Origin of the sequence: Glaciimonas sp. PCH181 (genome assembly GCF_003056055.1) — a bacterium.
Lineage (GTDB): Bacteria > Pseudomonadota > Gammaproteobacteria > Burkholderiales > Burkholderiaceae_D > Glaciimonas.
Genome location: NZ_PYFP01000002.1, coordinates 104,169 through 123,815 on the forward strand (window position 1 = coordinate 104,169; position 19,647 = coordinate 123,815).

The 19,647-nt window shown below is 48.6% G+C and carries 21 protein-coding genes; 1 reads left to right on the top strand and 20 read right to left on the bottom strand.

Translation table 11 applies throughout. The features are described 5' to 3' along the window. Positions 1-18 precede the first annotated feature (18 nt). Positions 19-1,374 (bottom strand): NAD(P)/FAD-dependent oxidoreductase, encoded by a 1,356-nt coding sequence (locus C7W93_RS13540; RefSeq protein ID WP_370446457.1) that lies wholly within the window; start codon positions 1,372-1,374, stop codon positions 19-21. Between the two features lie 256 nt (positions 1,375-1,630). Here C7W93_RS13540 and C7W93_RS13545 point away from each other — a divergent pair, with 256 nt between their 5' ends. After that, positions 1,631-2,062, top strand: a complete 432-nt coding sequence (locus C7W93_RS13545) for a universal stress protein (RefSeq protein ID WP_108440740.1) — start codon at positions 1,631-1,633, stop codon at positions 2,060-2,062. A gap of 186 nt (positions 2,063-2,248) precedes the next feature. Here the strand turns inward: C7W93_RS13545 and C7W93_RS13550 are convergent, their stop codons facing one another. The 19 genes from C7W93_RS13550 to C7W93_RS13640 form a co-directional block, all read right to left on the bottom strand. Continuing rightward, positions 2,249-2,434: a CsbD family protein gene (locus C7W93_RS13550; RefSeq protein ID WP_108440741.1), complete on the bottom strand. Its 186-nt coding sequence runs from the start codon at positions 2,432-2,434 to the stop codon at positions 2,249-2,251. A gap of 284 nt (positions 2,435-2,718) precedes the next feature. Then, on the bottom strand, positions 2,719-4,824 hold the full coding sequence (locus C7W93_RS13555) for a PAS domain-containing protein (protein WP_108440742.1): 2,106 nt from the start codon (positions 4,822-4,824) through the stop codon (positions 2,719-2,721). Between the two features lie 221 nt (positions 4,825-5,045). Then, positions 5,046-5,489 (bottom strand): response regulator, encoded by a 444-nt coding sequence (locus C7W93_RS13560; RefSeq protein ID WP_108440743.1) that lies wholly within the window; start codon positions 5,487-5,489, stop codon positions 5,046-5,048. A gap of 232 nt (positions 5,490-5,721) precedes the next feature. Then, positions 5,722-6,354 carry a response regulator transcription factor gene (locus C7W93_RS13565; RefSeq protein ID WP_108440744.1) on the bottom strand — a complete coding sequence of 211 codons (633 nt, stop codon included), beginning with the start codon at positions 6,352-6,354 and terminating at the stop codon, positions 5,722-5,724. 309 nt (positions 6,355-6,663) lie between these two features. Then, positions 6,664-6,978, bottom strand: coding sequence for a BON domain-containing protein (locus C7W93_RS13570; RefSeq protein WP_108440745.1), 315 nt, complete (start codon positions 6,976-6,978; stop codon positions 6,664-6,666). A 128-nt stretch (positions 6,979-7,106) separates the two neighbouring features. After that, positions 7,107-7,658 (bottom strand): hypothetical protein, encoded by a 552-nt coding sequence (locus tag C7W93_RS13575; RefSeq protein ID WP_225869884.1) that lies wholly within the window; start codon positions 7,656-7,658, stop codon positions 7,107-7,109. A 109-nt stretch (positions 7,659-7,767) separates the two neighbouring features. After that, positions 7,768-7,980: a CsbD family protein gene (locus tag C7W93_RS13580; protein ID WP_108440746.1), complete on the bottom strand. Its 213-nt coding sequence runs from the start codon at positions 7,978-7,980 to the stop codon at positions 7,768-7,770. A 55-nt stretch (positions 7,981-8,035) separates the two neighbouring features. Then, entirely contained in the window at positions 8,036-8,596 is a 561-nt protein-coding gene (locus C7W93_RS13585) for a ferritin-like domain-containing protein (protein WP_108440747.1), read from the bottom strand. 106 nt (positions 8,597-8,702) lie between these two features. Continuing rightward, the gene (locus C7W93_RS13590) at positions 8,703-9,008 is read right to left on the bottom strand and encodes a YqjD family protein (protein ID WP_108440748.1); all 306 of its coding nucleotides are present in this window, start codon (positions 9,006-9,008) and stop codon (positions 8,703-8,705) included. Between the two features lie 485 nt (positions 9,009-9,493). Continuing rightward, on the bottom strand, positions 9,494-11,350 hold the full coding sequence (locus C7W93_RS13595) for an ABC transporter ATP-binding protein (RefSeq protein ID WP_108440749.1): 1,857 nt from the start codon (positions 11,348-11,350) through the stop codon (positions 9,494-9,496). A 188-nt stretch (positions 11,351-11,538) separates the two neighbouring features. Next, on the bottom strand, positions 11,539-12,201 hold the full coding sequence (maiA, locus tag C7W93_RS13600) for a maleylacetoacetate isomerase (RefSeq protein ID WP_108440750.1): 663 nt from the start codon (positions 12,199-12,201) through the stop codon (positions 11,539-11,541). Positions 12,202-12,340: 139 nt separating this feature from the next. Next, positions 12,341-13,033, bottom strand: coding sequence for a fumarylacetoacetate hydrolase family protein (locus C7W93_RS13605; protein ID WP_108440751.1), 693 nt, complete (start codon positions 13,031-13,033; stop codon positions 12,341-12,343). A 110-nt stretch (positions 13,034-13,143) separates the two neighbouring features. Then, positions 13,144-14,310, bottom strand: a complete 1,167-nt coding sequence (locus C7W93_RS13610; RefSeq protein ID WP_108442115.1) for a pyridoxal phosphate-dependent aminotransferase — start codon at positions 14,308-14,310, stop codon at positions 13,144-13,146. 252 nt (positions 14,311-14,562) lie between these two features. Next, on the bottom strand, positions 14,563-15,045 hold the full coding sequence (gene nusB, locus C7W93_RS13615; RefSeq protein WP_108440752.1) for a transcription antitermination factor NusB: 483 nt from the start codon (positions 15,043-15,045) through the stop codon (positions 14,563-14,565). A 190-nt stretch (positions 15,046-15,235) separates the two neighbouring features. Then, the gene (gene ribH, locus C7W93_RS13620; protein WP_108440753.1) at positions 15,236-15,724 is read right to left on the bottom strand and encodes a 6,7-dimethyl-8-ribityllumazine synthase; all 489 of its coding nucleotides are present in this window, start codon (positions 15,722-15,724) and stop codon (positions 15,236-15,238) included. Between the two features lie 160 nt (positions 15,725-15,884). Next, on the bottom strand, positions 15,885-17,003 hold the full coding sequence (gene ribBA, locus C7W93_RS13625; RefSeq protein WP_108440754.1) for a bifunctional 3,4-dihydroxy-2-butanone-4-phosphate synthase/GTP cyclohydrolase II: 1,119 nt from the start codon (positions 17,001-17,003) through the stop codon (positions 15,885-15,887). A gap of 135 nt (positions 17,004-17,138) precedes the next feature. Continuing rightward, positions 17,139-18,137, bottom strand: a complete 999-nt coding sequence (gene dusA, locus C7W93_RS13630; RefSeq protein WP_255419205.1) for a tRNA dihydrouridine(20/20a) synthase DusA — start codon at positions 18,135-18,137, stop codon at positions 17,139-17,141. A 496-nt stretch (positions 18,138-18,633) separates the two neighbouring features. Continuing rightward, positions 18,634-18,978 carry a cupin domain-containing protein gene (locus C7W93_RS13635; protein ID WP_370446458.1) on the bottom strand — a complete coding sequence of 115 codons (345 nt, stop codon included), beginning with the start codon at positions 18,976-18,978 and terminating at the stop codon, positions 18,634-18,636. A 174-nt stretch (positions 18,979-19,152) separates the two neighbouring features. After that, a complete protein-coding gene (locus C7W93_RS13640; RefSeq protein ID WP_108440757.1) occupies positions 19,153-19,560 on the bottom strand; it encodes a hypothetical protein in 408 nt (135 codons plus the stop codon). Positions 19,561-19,647 lie beyond the last annotated feature (87 nt).

Genomic DNA, 19,647 nt, shown 5'->3' on the forward strand with positions numbered 1-19,647 from the left:
TCAACGCCCATCTTCTTGTTAATGTAACTTTACGGAAGGTTTGGCATGTTTCATCAAACTACTGGCCGTCGCAGTAACGCCTGTGCGTATCGGCCCCAATAGTGCATTCAAATGCAGCAAATGCAAACTGGTGTACATCATACGGGCGAAGAAGCCGTCGACAAACCATCCCAGCTTTGTCAGCGATCCCATCAAAGTACCGACCGAGGTACTTTTGCCAAATGAGACTAGCGAACCATAATCTTTGTACACATACGGCGCATCAGATACGACCTGTTTTTTGTGTTCGCGGACAAACCTCCCCAGTAAATAGTCAGCCTGCTGATGCGCGGCCTGTGCACGTGGCGGCACCAGCCTGCCATCCGCACCGATGCTAGCGGCGCAATCGCCCAGCGCAAAAATATTCTGAGTCCCCTTTACCTGCAACGCCCCATCTACTTCGAGCTGGCCTAATCTGGTGACAGGCAATCCGAGCGACTTTAACAAATCCGGCGCTTTGATCCCTGCCGACCAAACACACAAATCGGATGGGTAATCGTTGCCATTCGCATCCGTGACAAACCTATCCGCAATACTGGCTACACGACAATCGGTCACCACTCGTACATCCCGCTCGCGCAGCAGCTTGGTGGCGGCTTTAGACACGCGCTCTGGCAACGGTGCCAGCAAGCGCGGCGCACCTTCCAGAATAGTAATACGTACATCTTTATCAGGATGCAGCCGCGGAAAGTCGTAGTCGGTATACACACCGCTGGCTTCGCGTAATTCCGCTGCCAATTCAACGCCGGTTGCACCGCCGCCAACTATCACGATATCGATACCGGCATCTGGAGAAAATTCTTTTTTGACGTCGGCCAAGGCGAGCAATTTTAGTAAGCGTCGACGAAAATACTCTGCATCCTCTGTGGAATTGAGTGAAATGGTATTTTCTTCTGCGCCAGTCAGTCCAAAGTAATTGGACACGCTGCCAACCGCAATGACCAACTTACGGAAAGCAATCTGACGCGGTGGAAGTATCTCAGTTCCGACCTCATCATTGAGCGCATCGACTGTAATGGTATTGTGCGCACTATCCAGCGCGCTCATCGCGCCATAGACGAAACGAAATTTATTATCATGCGCCAGCATTTGGTACGATAAACCCTCTTGATGTATATCACGGGTTCCCGCTGCGACTTCGTGCAAGGAAGGTTTCCAAATGTGGTACAAAGTGCGGTCCACCAGAGTGACATGACCGTGGCCAAGTTTACGACCCAGCTTGCAGGCTAATTCGAGACCGCCAGCACCACCGCCCACGATGACGATTTCATTGGCATCTATTCCCTGATTGGCAATAGTCTGCATCATGATCTGATTCACATTTTCGTCCGACATTCTGCGACCCTTTATGCGTTATTATTTGATGCCTCAAGGTAGGACCGACGACCTTTATTAATGCGGATTGGCTTAAAAAAGGCTACCGCAAATAGAAACTATCCCTACTATTTAAATATAGCCAATAGTCTACGTTGAGATAAGCGGTCTATGCAATAGCAGCATGGCTAGTACGCCGTTTTCACCTCATTTACACAACTGGTGAGCACAGTCAGTCTGCGTTATGATAAAAGAAGTCATCACCTCCGGAGGGCATATGTATCGAAAAATTCTTGTCGCCTACAATGGCACACCTGAAAGCCGTTGCGCGCTGCATGCCTGTATCCGCCTCGCGCCCGGCCCGGAAGTCGAAGTACATCTTTTGGGCGTTATAAACCTCGCCACTTATTTAATGGCCGGTGAATTCGTTGCTGAATCAGCGATTACTTCGGAAAAAGCCCTGTTAGAGCAGGAATTGACTAAGGGTCATAAGCTCCTAAGCGATGTCGGGCTGAAGGTCATTACCCACTTTGAGAGCGGCGAACCGATCAACGTCATAGGCGACCTGGTGACCCAGCTAGGGATCGATTTAGTGATCATCGCGCATTCTCGCAAGAAGCCTATGGCATTACGCTGGTGGCGCGGTTCCACCGACAGCTTGCTAGTAGAAAAGATCTCTTGCAGTATTCTGGTGGCGTCTGATTGCTAAAACAAAAAAAGAGCCCATTACAGGGCTCTTTTCCATACTTTTATCAATATAGCGCAATCCTTGTATCAATATAGCGCAATCCTTGTGGCAAAAAAACGTCGATACTAAATGGCGAATTAAACGCACCAATTTAGTACCAACGTCTGGTCAGTGCGCACCAAATTGCGCACTGCGATCGCGTCTGAATCAGCGACCTTTTTGCGCGTCTTTGATGGACTCTTTCACATCTCCAACACCTTTTTGCACTTTTCCCGAAATTTGCTTTTCCATCCCTTTGGCTTGTTGACTGTTGCTGCCAACCAATTTCCCGGTTTTCTCTTGAATTTTGCCAGCAGCTTCTTTAACGCTGCCTTTGACTTGGTCTTTGTTCATTTTTTCAAACTCCTGAGTAAATGAATAAATACGTGAATAAGAAATACACCGAACAACGCAGACCGCAAAATATTGCCGCACCCAATACCGTGGACAAATGCAGCTAGCGACGCTACAAACAAAGAATTTGGGCACATTAAGACTATTTGCCGAACCCGCGCTTTTGGATGTGTTTACACTTTAGCTGGGAAAGTTATCGCTATCTATCAGACATCTTCTGATAACAATGTAGGAATTGGCGCAATTTGCAGTTTGACGCCAGCACGATGCGAGTACGATGGCTATTACGGCACCTGAGCAGGAGCTGGCGTTTCACCAACCGAACCCTGCGTCGGAGAAGTCAGCGGCACCTCAATCACGACCATCGTTCCCACAGATTTGCCATCAAACTGAGCAGCTTTAAACACAACCTTACCTCCCAGAAAGCTGGCGCGTTCTTTTAGCCCGCGCAATCCATGCGTGTGCACATTTTCCAGTCGCTCTGGCGAAATCCCCTTGCCGTTATCACAGACAGATAAAGCCAGTCTATCTTCATCGAGATCGAGTATGACGTTGACCTTGGTGGCTTGCGCATGCTTGGCAACGTTATTTAATATCTCCTGCAACATCCGATACACAGCGATTTCGATTTTATGGTCAATAGTGACGCTCTCATCGGGAAAACTGGCGCGACAAAGAATTTCAGTGCGTTGACCGAAGTCATCCAGTTGCTCTGTAATGGCCGCTTTCAGGCCAAAAAGATCAAGCATATTCGGTCGCAGTTCTGTTTGAATCCGGCGCGTAGTAGCCACCAATGAACGCAATAATTCCTGAATCCGCATGCGCCGTTCTTCCCATAATGAATCGTCGGGCAACACTTTATAGACGCCCTCCAAATGCATACTTAGCGCGGTAAGTGCAGCGCCCATGTTGTCATGCAACTCGCGGGCGATGGCGCGCTTTTCTTCTTCGCGTACATCCTCTATGTGGTTCGTCAAATCGCGTAGTAACGCGGTACGCTGGAAAATTGTGCGCTCTAATTCCAACTCCCGTTGCCGGAGCGAATCCTCGGCATGCTTGCGCTCGGTAATATCGGTTGCGATACCAACAATGCCCATGATCTTGCCCTGCGAATCAGACCATGGTGCTTTGGTGACCTGGAACGTGATGACTCCTGATTTCAGCAGAACCGTTTGCTCTAACGTTTGAGATGTCCCCGCTTCCATGATGCCGACATCGTTATGATCTATTCGATCAGCGTCTTCTTGTCGCGGAAACAGTTCGCGACTACGCCGCAACTTTGCTTCACTCCAGCTCATACCGAATTGGCGCAGACACGCAGGATTTGCAAAGATCAAATTTCCCGTACGATTTTTGACAAAAATCGGATCATTGGTATTGTCACTGACGGCAATCAGTAAAGCACTCGCCTCAGCTAATTCAGCAGCACTTTGCAGCCGAGCACTATATTCCCGATCGACTTTACCCGCGATGCGCCAAAAAATAAATAACAGCAAACCGCCACCGATGAGCGTCAGCAGCGGCGGCACCATATCATGCTCATAAAAACCCTGACGTGCACCCCAATCGGCCAGCCAATTCAGCACTATTAAAAGGGTTAACATCTGCGGCAGTGATCGACGCAGCATTTGCCCGCCGGGAGCATTACGCGTAATTATCGCCATTAATAAATGACGCGGACGCGACATCAATAGCGCAATCCCAAACAACAAAAAACACAACGCAGCAATCAACGGAACAGCAGTCCCGTTGATCATCTGCGTCATGATCTCGACGTTATATAAATATCCGAATAAGGGAATAGCGCTAAAGAACACCAATACACTGGCCACGTATTCAGCCGGGTAATGTTGATGCCGCGTACAGTAATCAAGCGCCAGCAACGACAGGCCTATAAAGAAAAAGCCAATTGCGGCAAAGGGATGCATTATGATTTTATTTGGAATGGTGCCGGGGAGCGCCAAGACAAATAACTGATCGAATTTTCCGGCAGTACCAAATACTTGCTGCGCTAGAAAAATGGCCGCAGGCAACAATGTAACAAGCGCCAGCGCTTGCGCCATTAATTTAACGGGACGACGCTGCGCGACAGCGGTACATTGCAACAAAAGACTAGCGCCGCCAGTCAGGAATCCAAGGATGATATTGGGATGTAAGGTGCCCAATGCACGCAGAGCGCCGCGGCTATCGACACCAAACCAGGCACACGCCAGGGCCAGACTGACGACGACCATGACAACGAGAGTCAACGCGACGGCACTAGCAACGGTGCGTGAGACGTAAATTTCAGTGGAGGCAAAACGTTCTAGTGCACGACTCTTCAGTAGGTACTGATAATGGGGGTGATCGTCGCTCACTTCACGAACAATATGCGTGTTCTTTTTATTCAAATTTTCCTCGCGGCTTTACGTCTTAGGGCCACAATTAAAGGAGAAACACTCCCGTTAATTGTTAAAGTCGTGGAAAGAACAGGTTGTTCACACTAGAACAGATGGCAACGCCGTTATCGGCCTCTTTCGATCAGAGGAAGCGTTATTGGCAACGGTATTACAGGATGTCTTGTGGATTTTTCAGACCACCATTGCACATATTTTTATCGCATATCAGCGCATTACCTATGCTCAGGCAGGGATTCATGATCACTCGCACCGAGTTCTTCAAGCAAAGTACGCAATTTGGTGAACTCAGAAGTTTTATCGAAAAAGAAGCGGACGCCGTATTGCTCTCCTGCGCGTCGATATACCTGACTAACGTTATTACTGAAGATAATTTTTAGGTTATCTAAATATTTATTCGACTTAGAGAGCGTTTTTAACAAGCTCATGCCATTGCCCTGCTTAAGCTCGATATCAAGAATCAGTATATCGTAAGGCTCAGCATCAATTTTTTGTAAAGCATCGTTTTCCTCTTCAGAAAAACCAGCCAACGTGACGCCTTGAATACCTTTTACGGTTTCAATAATCCAATCCCGTACATCAATCGAGTCTTCCACCAAGAAAATACGCAGCGGCGCTGAGCGAGATTTTGCGGGTAGCGAGGCGTTAGTTTTTTTCATGAAAGTTTTGATACATTCGACAACATCCGTAAGTACACATATAGCGGTTACGCTGACGCCCCATCATAGAAAAGGAAAGCATCCTTACGAATGATAAAACAATAATAGTGCTGCATCTGTGGATAAACTCCCGATCCAGCAACGCCTACGTTCGTTCGTTATTTATGTATTTGCAGTCACACCTACTGTAGCGCCCTACAAATTCCCAACAATTTACTCCAATTTATAGCCCTCAATCAATCAAGTTATTTTTGATTGCATAGTAAATAATGTCGGCATTATTGGTCATACTCATTTTTTGCAATACGCGCGTGCGATAAGTGCTCACCGTTTTCACACTAAGACATAATTCATCGGCAATCTTCGTCACTCCTTCGCCTTGGCTCAATTTATAAAAAATCTCATATTCGCGGTCAGACAACAATTCATGCAAAGGCTTTTGATCGTCGGTACCCGGATCGGCGGTTAATAATTCTGCAACGCCGTAACTGATATATTTATGTCCATCCAAAATCGTGTTGATTGCCTTCACTAATTCGGTCGCCAATGCTTCTTTCTGCACATAGCCATTTGCCCCACTGCGCAGAACTTGCACGGCATAGCGATTTTCGGGGTGCATACTCAGGATCAAAACGGGCAATTTAGGCTTTTCGCGTTTTATTTGTTTCAACACCTCGACGCCACTTTTGTCCGGCATAGCAATATCGAGCAACACAATATCCCAGTCCTGAGCGCGCACCATGCGGATCGCCTCTTCAGCACTGGCTGCCTCGCCACCGATTTCCATATTCGGTACATCAGCGATAAAGTAATGGACGCCTGCGCGTACTACAGCATGGTCGTCAACCACTAAAATTTTTATCATAAATTTAACAATCGGTATTTAAACAATGAGGCGGTGGTAAAACTAACGTTTTACGGTTTGCTTTCAAAGATCGCTGGCTACACGTAACTAAATACATCGTGTCAACTCCCTCTGAAATTCGAACACGCCTATGCTCAATTAAAACCATTTTTAGTGTGAGACCAATTCGAAATAATGTAAATACCGCAACGCTATTTATATCGCTATATCGCTGTCAGCACTTACTAACGACAATTCCGGAAGTCCTCTAATGAAAACTTCCGGGACCGTTGTTCCCGAGCCAGCTATGCTGGCCCATCATCCATTGACTTACTTCAGTCGGATGTCATTCTTTACAGATTGCACACCTTTAACGGTGCCTGCAACATTCGATGCGGTAGCAGCATCTTGACGTTGCGCCACAAAACCGCTTAACTGAACCACGCCCTTATAGGTTTCAACGTTAATTTCTGCAGATTTCAATGTTGGCTCGTTAAAAATCGCAGCCTTCACTTTGGTAGTAATGACGGCATCATCAACATAAGCGCCAGTCCCTTCGTGCGTTGTTGTCGAGGCGCAACCAGCTAGTGACAGCATAAACAGCGCAAAAAAGAATCCGGCAAAACGTTTGGTGATTGTGGTCATATGTTTCTCCTATAAGTCCTACATGAAATGCGTAAAGTTATATCCCTGATATTTCTATAAAGTCATGAAGTATGGCTGTTTCGTACTGCTCAATCGTTCATACCAAATTGCGCTTTTTGCCTTTATTTTTACTGATTGAATTGCAGTTTTGCGGCGTTAATACATGCATCTTTGGAAGGGCCCGCTTTGCTATTACATTTTTCGGCGGCTACAGCATAAGCTGCATCATTTTTGTCCTTATTAGCATCCGTGCGCGCTTCGGTCACATTCTTGCGTGCCTTGGCATTAGCAACAGCATCAGTCTTAGCAGCCTTAGCTTCCTTTACGCATACATCTTTGGCATTTCCTGCCAGAGAGTTACATTTTTCCCGGGCAACGGCATAGTCCGCATCAGCTTCTGATTTGCGGGCATCGGCAGCGGCCTTAGGCGTATTTTTATACATGGCTTTTGCGTCTTGTTTAGTATGCTCACGAGTGGCCTTAGCCTGCTTGGAACAAACATCCTTATCGTTACCGCTCAGTGAATCGCATTTTGCCTTGTCAGCTTTATAGGTGGCATCGGCTGAATCCTCCGCCGCTTTATAGGTGGCTTTTGAACCTTCCGCCGCCATTACGAAAGAGGCGCTACTTAATGTGGCTACGCTGATTAAAACGGTAGCAAATAGTTTATTCAGAGTCATCGTGTTTTTCCTTTACAATTTTTCAGGATCGAAACAAAGTTATCTGAGCACCGCGTCGCTCAATAGCATTATTTCGCGACGCAGATGCAATGGCGTTCGTTATAAAACGTTATGGCCGATAATCTTTATTGCTCTCTTCAAACGCTTTAATTTGCTTTTCGGCTTCGTCTTTATTTACGCCGTAGGCTTCTTGGATTTTTCCGCTGAGGTCATCCCGTTTACCGGCGATTACATCGATATGATCATCTGTCAATTTGCCCCATTGGGCTTTAACTTTGCCTTTAAGCTGTTTCCAGTTACCTTCAATAATGTCCCAATTCATTGCCTTCTCCTGGTGGTGATTATTCAGATATTCAACAGTTAATTTAACGCCGCCTTCAACCGAGTAAGTCGCGCATATCGTCGGCGTGTTCCTCTTCAACCGCCATGATGTTGACTAGCATGTGGCGGGTAGTAGGATCGCTATCGCCAATGCGTTCTATCATCTGACGGTAGGTTTCGATCGCGATGCGCTCCGCAATCAAATTTGCTTTGATCATACTTTTGATATCGCTGGAATCGTCATACTCTGCATGACTCCGTTCAGTGATACCTTTTGGATTAAAGTCCGGCTTACCATTTAACTGAACAATACGTTCAGCGATCATGTCAGCGTGACCTTCTTCCTCTTGAGCATGGGTTAGAAACTCTGCTTTAATAGCTGAATTTTCCAATCCGCTAGCAGTGAAATAATGACGCTTGTATCGCATCACACATACTAATTCCGTCGCCAGTGCGCTGTTCAATAATGCAATCACTTCTTCACGATTGCCCTGATACCCAGACGTGACTGCACCATCATCCAAATTTTGCGCAGCGGCGCGAATTGCATCTACATCAATGGGGGGATATTTATTGGCTGATGTAGCATCAGGTTTAGTAGTTTGTTTGGCGCTCATTATGTGTTTCCTTACGTTATTAGCTTGATCAAAAGGCGCGCGGTATCAAACAAATCTGTGGATCACGATCGCCTGGATTACGTCGCTGAATATCAATGCATGCTTTCTACTTACGTGAAATACAAATGCCAGCCAGCAGACCTATACCGAGCGAAACGGCAATGGCACGCCAAGGATTTTCGTGAACGAACTCGTCGGTTGTGGTGACCATTTCTCGGCCACTATCAATCGCAGCGCTTTGCACCTGCTGAGCTTTAGTAAGGGTGTCGTCTAATAATCCTATGCCTTTGCTGATCAATGCATTCGCTTTTTCACCCGTCTCATTAGAAGCCTCCCGAAACGTGAGTTGGGCCTCTCGTACTAAAGCTTGCATATCGCGCCGTGCATTTTTCAAAGCAGTATTTCGCATCATTAGACCTCTTTCGTAGGAGCAGGTTAGATTGCGCGGTCTACAAATTCTGTAAATCTCGACCGCATTTGGCAGAATCCAGTGACTGCGCACTAGAAATCGTAGATCGCTGAAGAACATCAATCCGATGTAAGAATCTTAGCAACCGAGGCAAACGCTCAATATAGGACATGCGCTTATTACTTTGTAGGACAAGCGGCAAGATTTACTGTGAACAATGACTAAAAGGAGGGAGAAAAGTATTAAATGTACTTTTCTATTGCTTTAATGCAAGAGGGATAAGGATACGCAAAAGATGATGAATGCATGTCGCGTAACCTTTTTTATGAGTATAACGAGGATGTTAATAAGCCCGGAAATCGCGGGATTTCCGGGCTTTGAGTGGCTGCTTTGGCAGTGTGATAAAGACGGCGCTAGCAATGAAGATTAATTCCACGCCTTACGATGTGCAAGCAACGTCAATCATTTATCTACACAAATTTCTAATTTCACGCGATTTCTTCTTCGATCCCCTCTTCCGCTTCTTCACCCAAAAATCCACCACTTTGATGCGCCCATAGCCGCGCGTAGAGGCCGCCGCTTGCCAGTAACTCCTGATGACTTCCTTGCTCAACGATGCGCCCCTTATCCAGAACAATCAGGCGATCCATCGCTGCGATGGTCGACAATCTATGCGCAATCGCGACCACGGTCTTGCCCTCCATCAACCGATACAAGCTGGCCTGGATCGCTGCTTCGACCTCGGAGTCGAGCGCACTGGTCGCCTCATCCAGCAATAAAATAGGCGCATCCTTCAACATTACACGGGCAATCGCGATCCGCTGGCGCTGGCCGCCGGACAACTTGACGCCGCGTTCACCCACATGCGCGTCGTAACCGGTGCGTCCTTTGGCATCAACCAAATTAAGAATGAACTCATGCGCCTCGGCCCGCTTGGCGGCGGCGATCATGTCTGCGTCGTTCGCATCAGGACGTCCGTAAAGAATGTTGTCGCGCACCGAACGGTGCAACAGCGACGTATCTTGCGTCACCATCCCGACTTGGGCGCGCAAGCTATCTTGGGTAACGTGATGTATATCAACACCATCGATCAGCACGCGCCCCTGCTCGACATCGTAAAACCGCAGCAGCAAATTGACAATGGTGGACTTGCCCGAACCTGAGCGCCCTACCAGACCGATTTTCTCACCCGGAGCAATATGCAACGACAGTTCTTGAATGACAGGTCGCGGTCCACCGTAGGCAAAAGTAACATTCTCAAAACGGACTTCACCGTGATGTACGTGGAGCGGTGTCGCATCCGGAAGATCGTTGATGGTATGGACCCGGGATAAGGTATTGATACCGTCCTGAACCGTCCCGACTTGCTCGAACAGCGATGCCATTTCCCACATGACCCAGTGCGAAATACCGCTCAGGCGTAACGCCATCGCGGTGGCGGCGGCGACAGCGCCAATACCGACCTGTCCTTGCGTCCACAGCCACAACACAACACCAGCAGTGCTGATGATCAATAACATGCTGAGGATATGGTTGACTATCTCAAAGCCGCTTACCAAACGCATTTGGCGATGTACGGTATGCAAAAATTCCTGCATTGCTGAGCGTGCATAACCGGCTTCGCGACCAGCATGTGAAAACAATTTCACAGTAGCAATATTGGTGTACGCATCCGTGATACGGCCAGTCATCAGCGACCGCGCATCGGCTTGCGATTGCGCCACGCGACTCAGGCGCGGCACAAAATAACGCAGCGCACAGGCGTACAACGCGACCCAGCCCAGAAACGGTGCCAACATCCAGATATCGAAGCTGCCAACCACCGCGACCAATGTGACAAAGTAGATCATCACAAACACCAGAATATCGCCCAAAATCATACAGATATCGCGCACCGCCAGCGCAGTTTGCATGACCTTGGCGGCAACCCGTCCGGCGAACTCATCCTGATAAAACCCCATGCTTTGATTCAGCATCAGACGGTGAAAATTCCAGCGCAGCATCATCGGAAAATTTCCCGCCAACGCCTGTTGCTTGAATAAGGTTTGTAGGGCAACAACGATGGGGCTGGCGATTAATACGCCTGCAAGCAACAGCAAATTTCCGCGCTCCTGCGTCCATAAAAGTGCGGGCTCAACGTGGCTTAACCAGTCGACGATTTTTCCCATCATCGCGAACAATACGGCCTCAAATGCACCGATGGCTGCGGTGAGCAAAGTCATGGAAATAATATAGCGACGTAAGCCTTTGGTACACGCCCAGACGAACGCAACAAAGCCGCGTGGCGGCGGTGCGATGACGGTATCGGGATAGGGATGAATCAGTTTTTCAAACAGACTAAACATGCAAATGCTCCAAGATAAAATCTGTAGAAATAGCGCCTCTCAGACCAGTCGATAGGTTGCGATAATTGAAAATCACGTGTGACAGAAGGCAAAGAAGACGCCACAGCTGGCGTCTTCGCCCTTCAAAGTAGAAAACCCAATTGGCTAGTATCACGCATTACGTGTTGTTATGTTTTCTGTGCTGGTGCTCAGATCTCGGCATCGATCTGGTTTCCCGGTGCTGCCATGATAAATGCGTCAAGTTGGCGGCAATTATCGACAATACGCATCAATGTCGGCATGCCCGACAAATCACATTTTTGTCGCTCTGCATTGAATATTTGCGGCACCAGACAACAGTCTGCCAGTGTCGGCGTGTCGCCAAAGCAAAACTTGCCCACGCGCGGATCAGCGGCAAGCGTTGTTTCCAAATCCGTCAGGCCCAGCTCACACCAATGTCGATACCATTGATTCTTGGCCTCTTCATCTACCTTTAAATCTCGTAACAAATAACGCAATACCCGCAGGTTGCTAATCGGGTGGATATCGCAAGCGATGAGCAACGCGATACTGCGCACAAAAGCGCGATCAATCGGCGTCTTCGGCAACAATGCAACGCCTGGATAAGCCTCCTCCAGATATTCGATAATGGCCAGCGATTGCGTCAGGACTGCCCGGCCCGACTCTGCGTCATCCGCCACAAATGTCGGCACCAGACCGCTTGGATTCAGTTGACGGTATAAAGGACTTAATTGTTCGCCACCATGCTTCAAAAGATGCACTGGAATGATGTCAGAAGGCAGCGCTTTAAGATTAAGTGCGATACGCACCCGATAAGAGGCAGAACTACGGAAGTAACTATAAAGCTTCATTAATTTCCCCACGAACTGGCGACAAACGGTCATTGCCCGGCCAGGTAAACAATCACCCGGCAGGGCATCATGCGATTAAATGACTAACGCAATTCAAACACTTAATGCACAAAAAGTACGCACATTTAAAACTAATAAACTACACCAGACGCAAGCGCAATTCACCGACACCTTCAACGCTGCCTTCCAGTAGATCACCGGCGACTACGGCACCAACGCCTGCAGGTGTTCCGGTAAAAATCAGATCGCCAGCGCGCAGTTCAAAGAAGCTGGACAGCTGCTCGATGGTTTCTGCGACGCTCCAAATCAATTGGTTGATATCGCCTTTTTGACGCGGCTGACCATTGACGCTGAGCTGGATCGGACCTTGCGCAATTTCACCGGTGGCACTGATCGGACGAATTGTCGAAATCGGCGCAGATTGATCAAAACCTTTACCGGTACACCAAGGGCGGCCAAGTTTTTTAGCTTCTGCCTGCAAATCACGGCGCGTCATGTCTAGACCCACGGCGTAACCGTAAATATGTTTTACCGCTTCGGCAGCGGGAATATTTTTACCGCCGCTACCCAGCGCTACCACCAGCTCAATTTCGTGGTGCAAATCTTTAGTCTGCGATGGGTAAGCCATTTCGCCGATACTGCCATCCGCGATGGGCAAGACGGCGTCCGCTGGTTTCAAAAAGAAAAATGGCGCTTCGCGACCGGTGTTTCCCATCTCTTTTGCATGCTCTACATAATTTCGCCCGACGCAATAAATACGATGCACAGGGAATAATTGACTAGTGCCCTCAACTGGCACGGCAGCTTGCGGCTGTGTAAAAACGAATTCCATAGAACGCTCCGTTGATGTCATGAATGTGATTGATACTGATGGTGAAGCTGTTTACATTTGCAGTGCAGATAGGTTACTGAAACTCAGACGCATATCGGCACTGCGGACTATCACTTTCCGAAAAAAGTTGCCAAACGGCGAATCGCTTCGTGCAAATTTTCCATCGAAGTCGCGTACGAAAAACGAATGTAATTAGACGCGGTGTAAGGTCCAAAATCCAATCCGGACACCACGCCCACGCCGACTTCGTTCAAAATTTCTTTGGTCAATCGATCAGCGTTATCGCTCAGATCACTGCAATCGGCGTACACATAAAACGCACCGTCCGGAATCACCGGCACTTTGAATCCCAGCGCGATTAATGCAGGAACCAGATAATCACGACGTTGTTTAAACTTGGCTTTGCGGGCCTCATAAATGGCGATCGATGCTGGTGAAAAACACGCGATAGCCGCATGCTGAGCAATTGATGACGCACATATAAACAGATTCTGGGCCAGCTTTTCAACGTGCGGCACCAGGGCTTCCGGCAGCACCAGCCACCCTAAACGCCAGCCGGTCATGTTGAAATATTTGGAAAAACTGTTGATCACAATGATGTCGTCGCCAAGCGACAGCGCGGAGAACGGCGCCGCATCATACGTAAGACCCTGATATATTTCATCCACGATGGTAAACCCGTCGTGGGCACGCACCGTAGCAACGATTTTCGCCAGTTCCGTTGCCAGAATCGACGTACCGGTTGGATTCGACGGCGATGCTAGCAATACCCCACGTGTAGCCTCCCCCCAATGCGCCTGCACGGCAGCATCGGAAAGCTGAAAACGTTCCGCAGGACCGCTCGGAATCATCTTCGCAGAACCTTCGAACGCTGCCACAAAATGGCGATTGCAAGGATACGATGGATCGGGCATCAAGATCTCGGTCCCCTTCTCGACCAAAGCAGCGCAAGCCAGCAGCAAAGCAGCAGATGCACCAGCGGTGATAACAATCCGCGACGGCGCAATGTTCAGGCCGTAGACCTCTTGATAGTGCGTAGAAATCGCGCTGCGCAACGCAGGCAAACCCGTGGCTGACGTGTATTGCATTTTGCCAGCTTGCATCGCTGCAGTGGCGGCATCGACTACCCCTTGCGGTGCCGTAAAATCGGGCTCGCCGATGCCCATATGAATAATATGACGGCCTTCATGCTCAAGCGCCGCGGCCATTTTTGCCAATTCCATGACGTGAAAAAGAGCGATATTATCAAGGCGCGAAGCCAGATTTGTGAGGTTCATTGAGACGTCTTTACATACAGAAGTAGGATGGTGCGATGCTAAATAGTCGGGCAGACCAATCGTGCTTTTGAAGCCAAACTTGCCGCAGACGTATGGCACGTTTACCAGGCGCACTCGGTGTGGCGGTGGTGTGCGGGCTTCTGAAATTCAATATCTTCCAAACTTGCGCACCACAGCGCGGTGGCTCGGTAGATAACCTTCGTTATCTGACCGAAAGGTATCACTCAGGCTACAGGCACTAGCGGCCTGGTATTAAGAACGGCGACCGGCGTTAACTTCAGTTTCCCGTGCTTTGGCGGCAAATTTGTCCAGCACGCCGTTGACGTACTTATGACCATCAATGCCGCCGAATGATTTGGTCAGCTCAACCGCCTCGTTGATCACCACTTTGTAAGGAATTTCCAGATGGTTTTGCAATTCAAACGCACCAATTAGCAATACCGCGTGCTCAACCGGCGAAAGCTCGGTAATTTTGCGATCGATCAACGGTGCCAGTTCCCCACGCAAAGTAGCCGCATCCTTGATCGCGCCGAATAAAAGCGAGGTGAAATGCTCGGCATCCGCTTTATCAAATCCATGCGCCTCACGGATATTGGCCTGGATGTCGTACACATCCTCGTTATTCAACAGCCATTGATACAACCCTTGCAAGGCAAATTCGCGCGCCCGATGACGGGGCGTACGGCTTTTGCTTGGGTTGGCGTGCTTAGGATGCTCTTGGGATTTGTTGGTCATAAATTTTCCGACTTGTGTGCCAACCTCACGGTTGGCGGTAAACCATTTAAATACGCACGGCTAATACGGCTGATACGCAACTTACACTCTTTTTTACGCGTTATGACGCTTATTTTGATGACTTAATAATGTATAGCGGCCATCTATTTCGATACTTCTCTAGCAACTAATGTAATCCTTGCGTTGCCTATTATTCTTCGTCGCTGGATGACTCAGCCAGTTCTTCCAAGGCAATCGTCAAATTTGCCATCTCGACGGCTACGCGGGCGGCATCAATGCCCTTCTCCGCCATCCGTACTTCGGCTTGCTCGTCGTTTTCGGTCGTCAACACAGCATTGGCGATGGGGATGCCGAACTCAAGGCCAACACGGTTAATACCCGCGCCGGATTCGTTCGAGACCAATTCAAAGTGATAAGTCTCGCCACGAATCACCGCGCCGATGGCAACCAATGCATCGAACTGCAACGTTTCAGCTAATTTTTGTAAGGCCAACGGGATTTCCAACGCACCCGGCACACTGACGTGCAGAATGTCTTCATCGACGACACCCAGATGTTTCAATTCGCCTAAACACGCTGATAGCAAGCCATGGCAGACATCTTCATTAAAACGCGCTTGCACAATACCGATTCGCAAACCGACGCCGTCCAGATTAGGTTCATAAGTTCCGACTGTCATAGTTTTCCTTTATGCGCAGCGCGCTTTGAGCATCATTTGAATTACTTTTATTACTGACAATAACACTGTGAAACAATCACCGAATGGTCGCATCCCAATAGCATTTTCACGCTATCTGCACTGGCCCCTTAAAAGACCTGCGCAACGCAGCTATGCTTTTTTAACCTTCACCATTCGGTTTATTTTGATAACCGGTCACGTGCAGGTCGAATCCAGCCATTGAAGGCATTTTTCTAGGACTTGCGAGCAATTTCATTTTGCCGACGCCGAGATCCTTCAGAATCTGTGCGCCGATACCGTAAGTCCGCAAATCCAGACGCGGCACCGCTGCCTTACCGTCTTCGCAATTCGCATCTAGCGCCGCAAACTTGGCAAATATCTGCTCGGATGATTGCTCGCAGTTCAGCAGCACTACTACGCCGCACGGGGAGGCTGCAATGGCTGCTAGCGCCGAGGCCATATTCCAGGAATGATTAGTCGCCTGCGTTTCGAGCAAATCCAGTATGGAGACCGGTTGATGCACCCGTACCAGCGTCTCTACATCCGGTGTAGGAACACCGTGCAATAACGCCAGATGTGCGCCGCCGCTTGGCGTATCGCGATAGGCAATTGTCTTAAAAACTCCCTGCGCAGTCTGGGTGGTACGTTCCGCCAGCCGCTCAATCACACTTTCATGATGGCTGCGATAGTGAATCAGGTCAGCGATCGTACCGACCTTGAGATTGTGTTCTTTGGCAAACTCAAGCAGATCGGGCAGACGCGCCATGGTGCCATCGTCCTTCAAAATCTCGCAAATCACCGAAGCTGGCGTTAATCCCGCCATATGCGTCAAATCGCAACCGGCCTCAGTATGGCCAGCGCGCATCAACACGCCGCCCTTTTTGGCCTTCACCGGAAAAATATGTCCCGGCTGGACGATATCGCTGGCTTTAGCATTTTTAGCAACCGCAGCCTGAATAGTGCGAGCGCGGTCAGCTGCTGAAATACCGGTAGTGACACCTTCTGCCGCCTCGATGGAAACAGTGAAATTGGTGCCGTATGCCGTCCCGTTGCGACTTGTCATCATCCCCAGATCCAGCTGGGCGCAACGTTCTTCTGTCAGAGTCAGGCAAACCAGTCCACGGGCATACTTCGCCATGAAATTAATCGCTTCCGGCGTGACAAAATCTGCGGCCAGGACCAAATCGCCTTCGTTTTCGCGATCCTCTTCATCCACCAGAATAACCATGCGGCCAGCGCGTAGTTCGGCGATGATTTCTTCTGTTGTTGCAATTGACATATTTTTGCCCTGAAATAGGCTCAAGTTGAAACCGGAGCCTAGATTTAATCTGAGGTTAGGCCGCTATTTTAATAGATTTACCCTACCTTGGAGGCTATATGACGACTGCGACGGCGTGGCATATGGCAATATCGGTCAGGCCGCCAACGGCTGCATCCGTCTCACCGCCTCCAATAACAATGCAGGATCCCCGGAAGCTAACTTTTTCGAGTCGGATAATACTTGCCGAAAACCGCGCGCGCCCGGCAGACCGGCCATCAAACCTAACATGTGCCGCGTAATACTATTCAGGCGCAGCCCACTTCCATCGCGCCCATACAACTCTAGCTGACGGTGAATGTAGGGAATCATAGAAGCCAGCACTTCGGCACGCGATTTCGGCGTTGCTTCGGCATCGGCATAATAACGAGCGTCAAAATCGGCCATCAAATAAGGATTGTGATACGCCTCACGCCCCAGCATCACCCCATCCACGTGCTGTAAATGAAGATCGATTTCAGCCGTCGTTTTGATGGCACCGTTAATAATAATTTCCAGCTCCGGAAAATCATGCTTTAACTGGTACGCAAAGGCATATTTCAAAGGAGGAATTTCGCGATTTTCCTTAGGACTCAGGCCTTTCAAAATCGCGTTGCGTGCGTGCACAATAAAGGTCTTACAGCCCGCATCGGCTATCGTCCCGACAAAATCGCGCACGAAATCGTAAGACTCAATCTGATCGATCCCTATCCGATGCTTGACCGTCACATCAATACTGACACTGTCGCGCATCGCTTTCACGCCATCGGCAACCAAGCTCGATTCAGCCATCAAACAAGCGCCAAAAGCGCCCTTTTGTACGCGCTCAGACGGGCAACCGCAATTCAAATTGATTTCATCGTAGCCCCATTGCTCGCCCAGTTTGGCACTTTTCGCCAGATCGGCAGGATCACTACCGCCCAATTGCAAGGCTACCGGATGCTCTTCATCATTGAAATCCAGATGACGCGGCACATCGCCGTGCAATAAAGCACCGGTCGTTACCATTTCGGTATAAAGCCAGGTATGGCGGGTAATTTCACGATGGAAACGTCGGCAATGCCGGTCCGTCCAATCCATCATGGGGGCAACGGAGATTTTGCGGCCGCCGTAGATACTTGATTTTCCAGTATTTACTGGGCTAATCGTCGCATTTTGGTGTAATTCGTTATTCACTTAGATTCACGTTTTAATATCATGTCTCGTTGCACCAACATTGCGACAGACATGGCTTCAATGACAAAAACAGGGAAACGTTGGCGCGCTCAAGTATGACGCAGAGGACTTCCGACAGTTACACAGACGTTTGATACGCAAGCCGGCACAAAAGAGCGATGAATTGCGTTTAACCAGGTGCGCTTAATTAAATATCGGGATGGACGCATTATATCCGGTCTCACTCTGATGAGAGTGATTGACAGATGCATACAGGATAAAGGGGATGGTGCAGCAGTTTGATATAGGAACCGGAAACCGTATCGCGTTTCTCGTCAAATTAGAGGAGCATGGTTACGTTAATAATAGGCTTAACGCGCAAACATCCAATATTTGCATGCAACTACTCATTGCCTATCGTGATGACTTTTAAGGAATGCTTGCTCGTACCGCGTTGTCACTTCCGCCCGACCAAATAACTCACACCCACCGAACCATAACGCTCCGAGTGCAATGTATTTGCAGGCAGGTGAAACACCTGGCCCGGCTGATACAGTTGCTCCGTGTCACCTACCCGAAGACTTAATTCACCCGAGAGAATAAGCGCCTTCGCTTCGAAGGGATGTACGTGGGAATCGAGAAATCCATTGGACTCTTTATCCACAACGATGCCCTCTGCAAATCCTTCATTGAGAAGAATGTTTGCAAACTCTTCACGCTCCATATTATTTCCGATCATATTTTTGCGTTGTGGCGGATTTGAAGTTATTCCAGTTGAGCATTTTTCAACCAAAATACTCATGAAAATAGTTGCTGGAGGATGTTTTGAAGAACTGATTAGAACCGGAAAACTTTAAACCTAACCGCAGTATTTTTCTGCTGTTTAGCTAAGCAGGCAGGTTTAAAAACTTCAAAAAAACCACAATTAAGTAGATATATCGAGATTGCAAAAATCATAGGTCCTGTTTTTACCGACCTATCTTTTTATATCGTCCGCTCGCCTACCCATCGTGGTCACAGGCTTCGAATCGAAATATAACTTTAACGCCATGATCTCGCGCGATACATTTACAGGAAAACCTTTACGCGTCCCGCGTTGATCCAGCAAAAGCTGTACAAACAGCCCTTCACAGGTATCAGGCTTTCTCCAAGCTTCGGCAAACTGATTTGCAATTCTCGGAAAATTCTTCATTAACCACAGAGGCCATACCTCGGTAGGTAGCGTTAGCACCCAATGATATGTTGCCTCGTTTAACTTGAAATCAGCAGGACCTTCCATGCGACGTTTGGCGGCCCAATTTTCTTCTTTGGAGAGCGAGGGGGCATTATCCAGCACTGCTTTGGCTTCAAGAAATGCGACTTTTTCAAAAGGAATTGGATTCATTGCGCTCACCGATTTGAAGTGTGATGTTTGAAACGACTACTCATCATGGATGGCTATGGCAACCAATCAAGGCTATGGTTAAGTTGC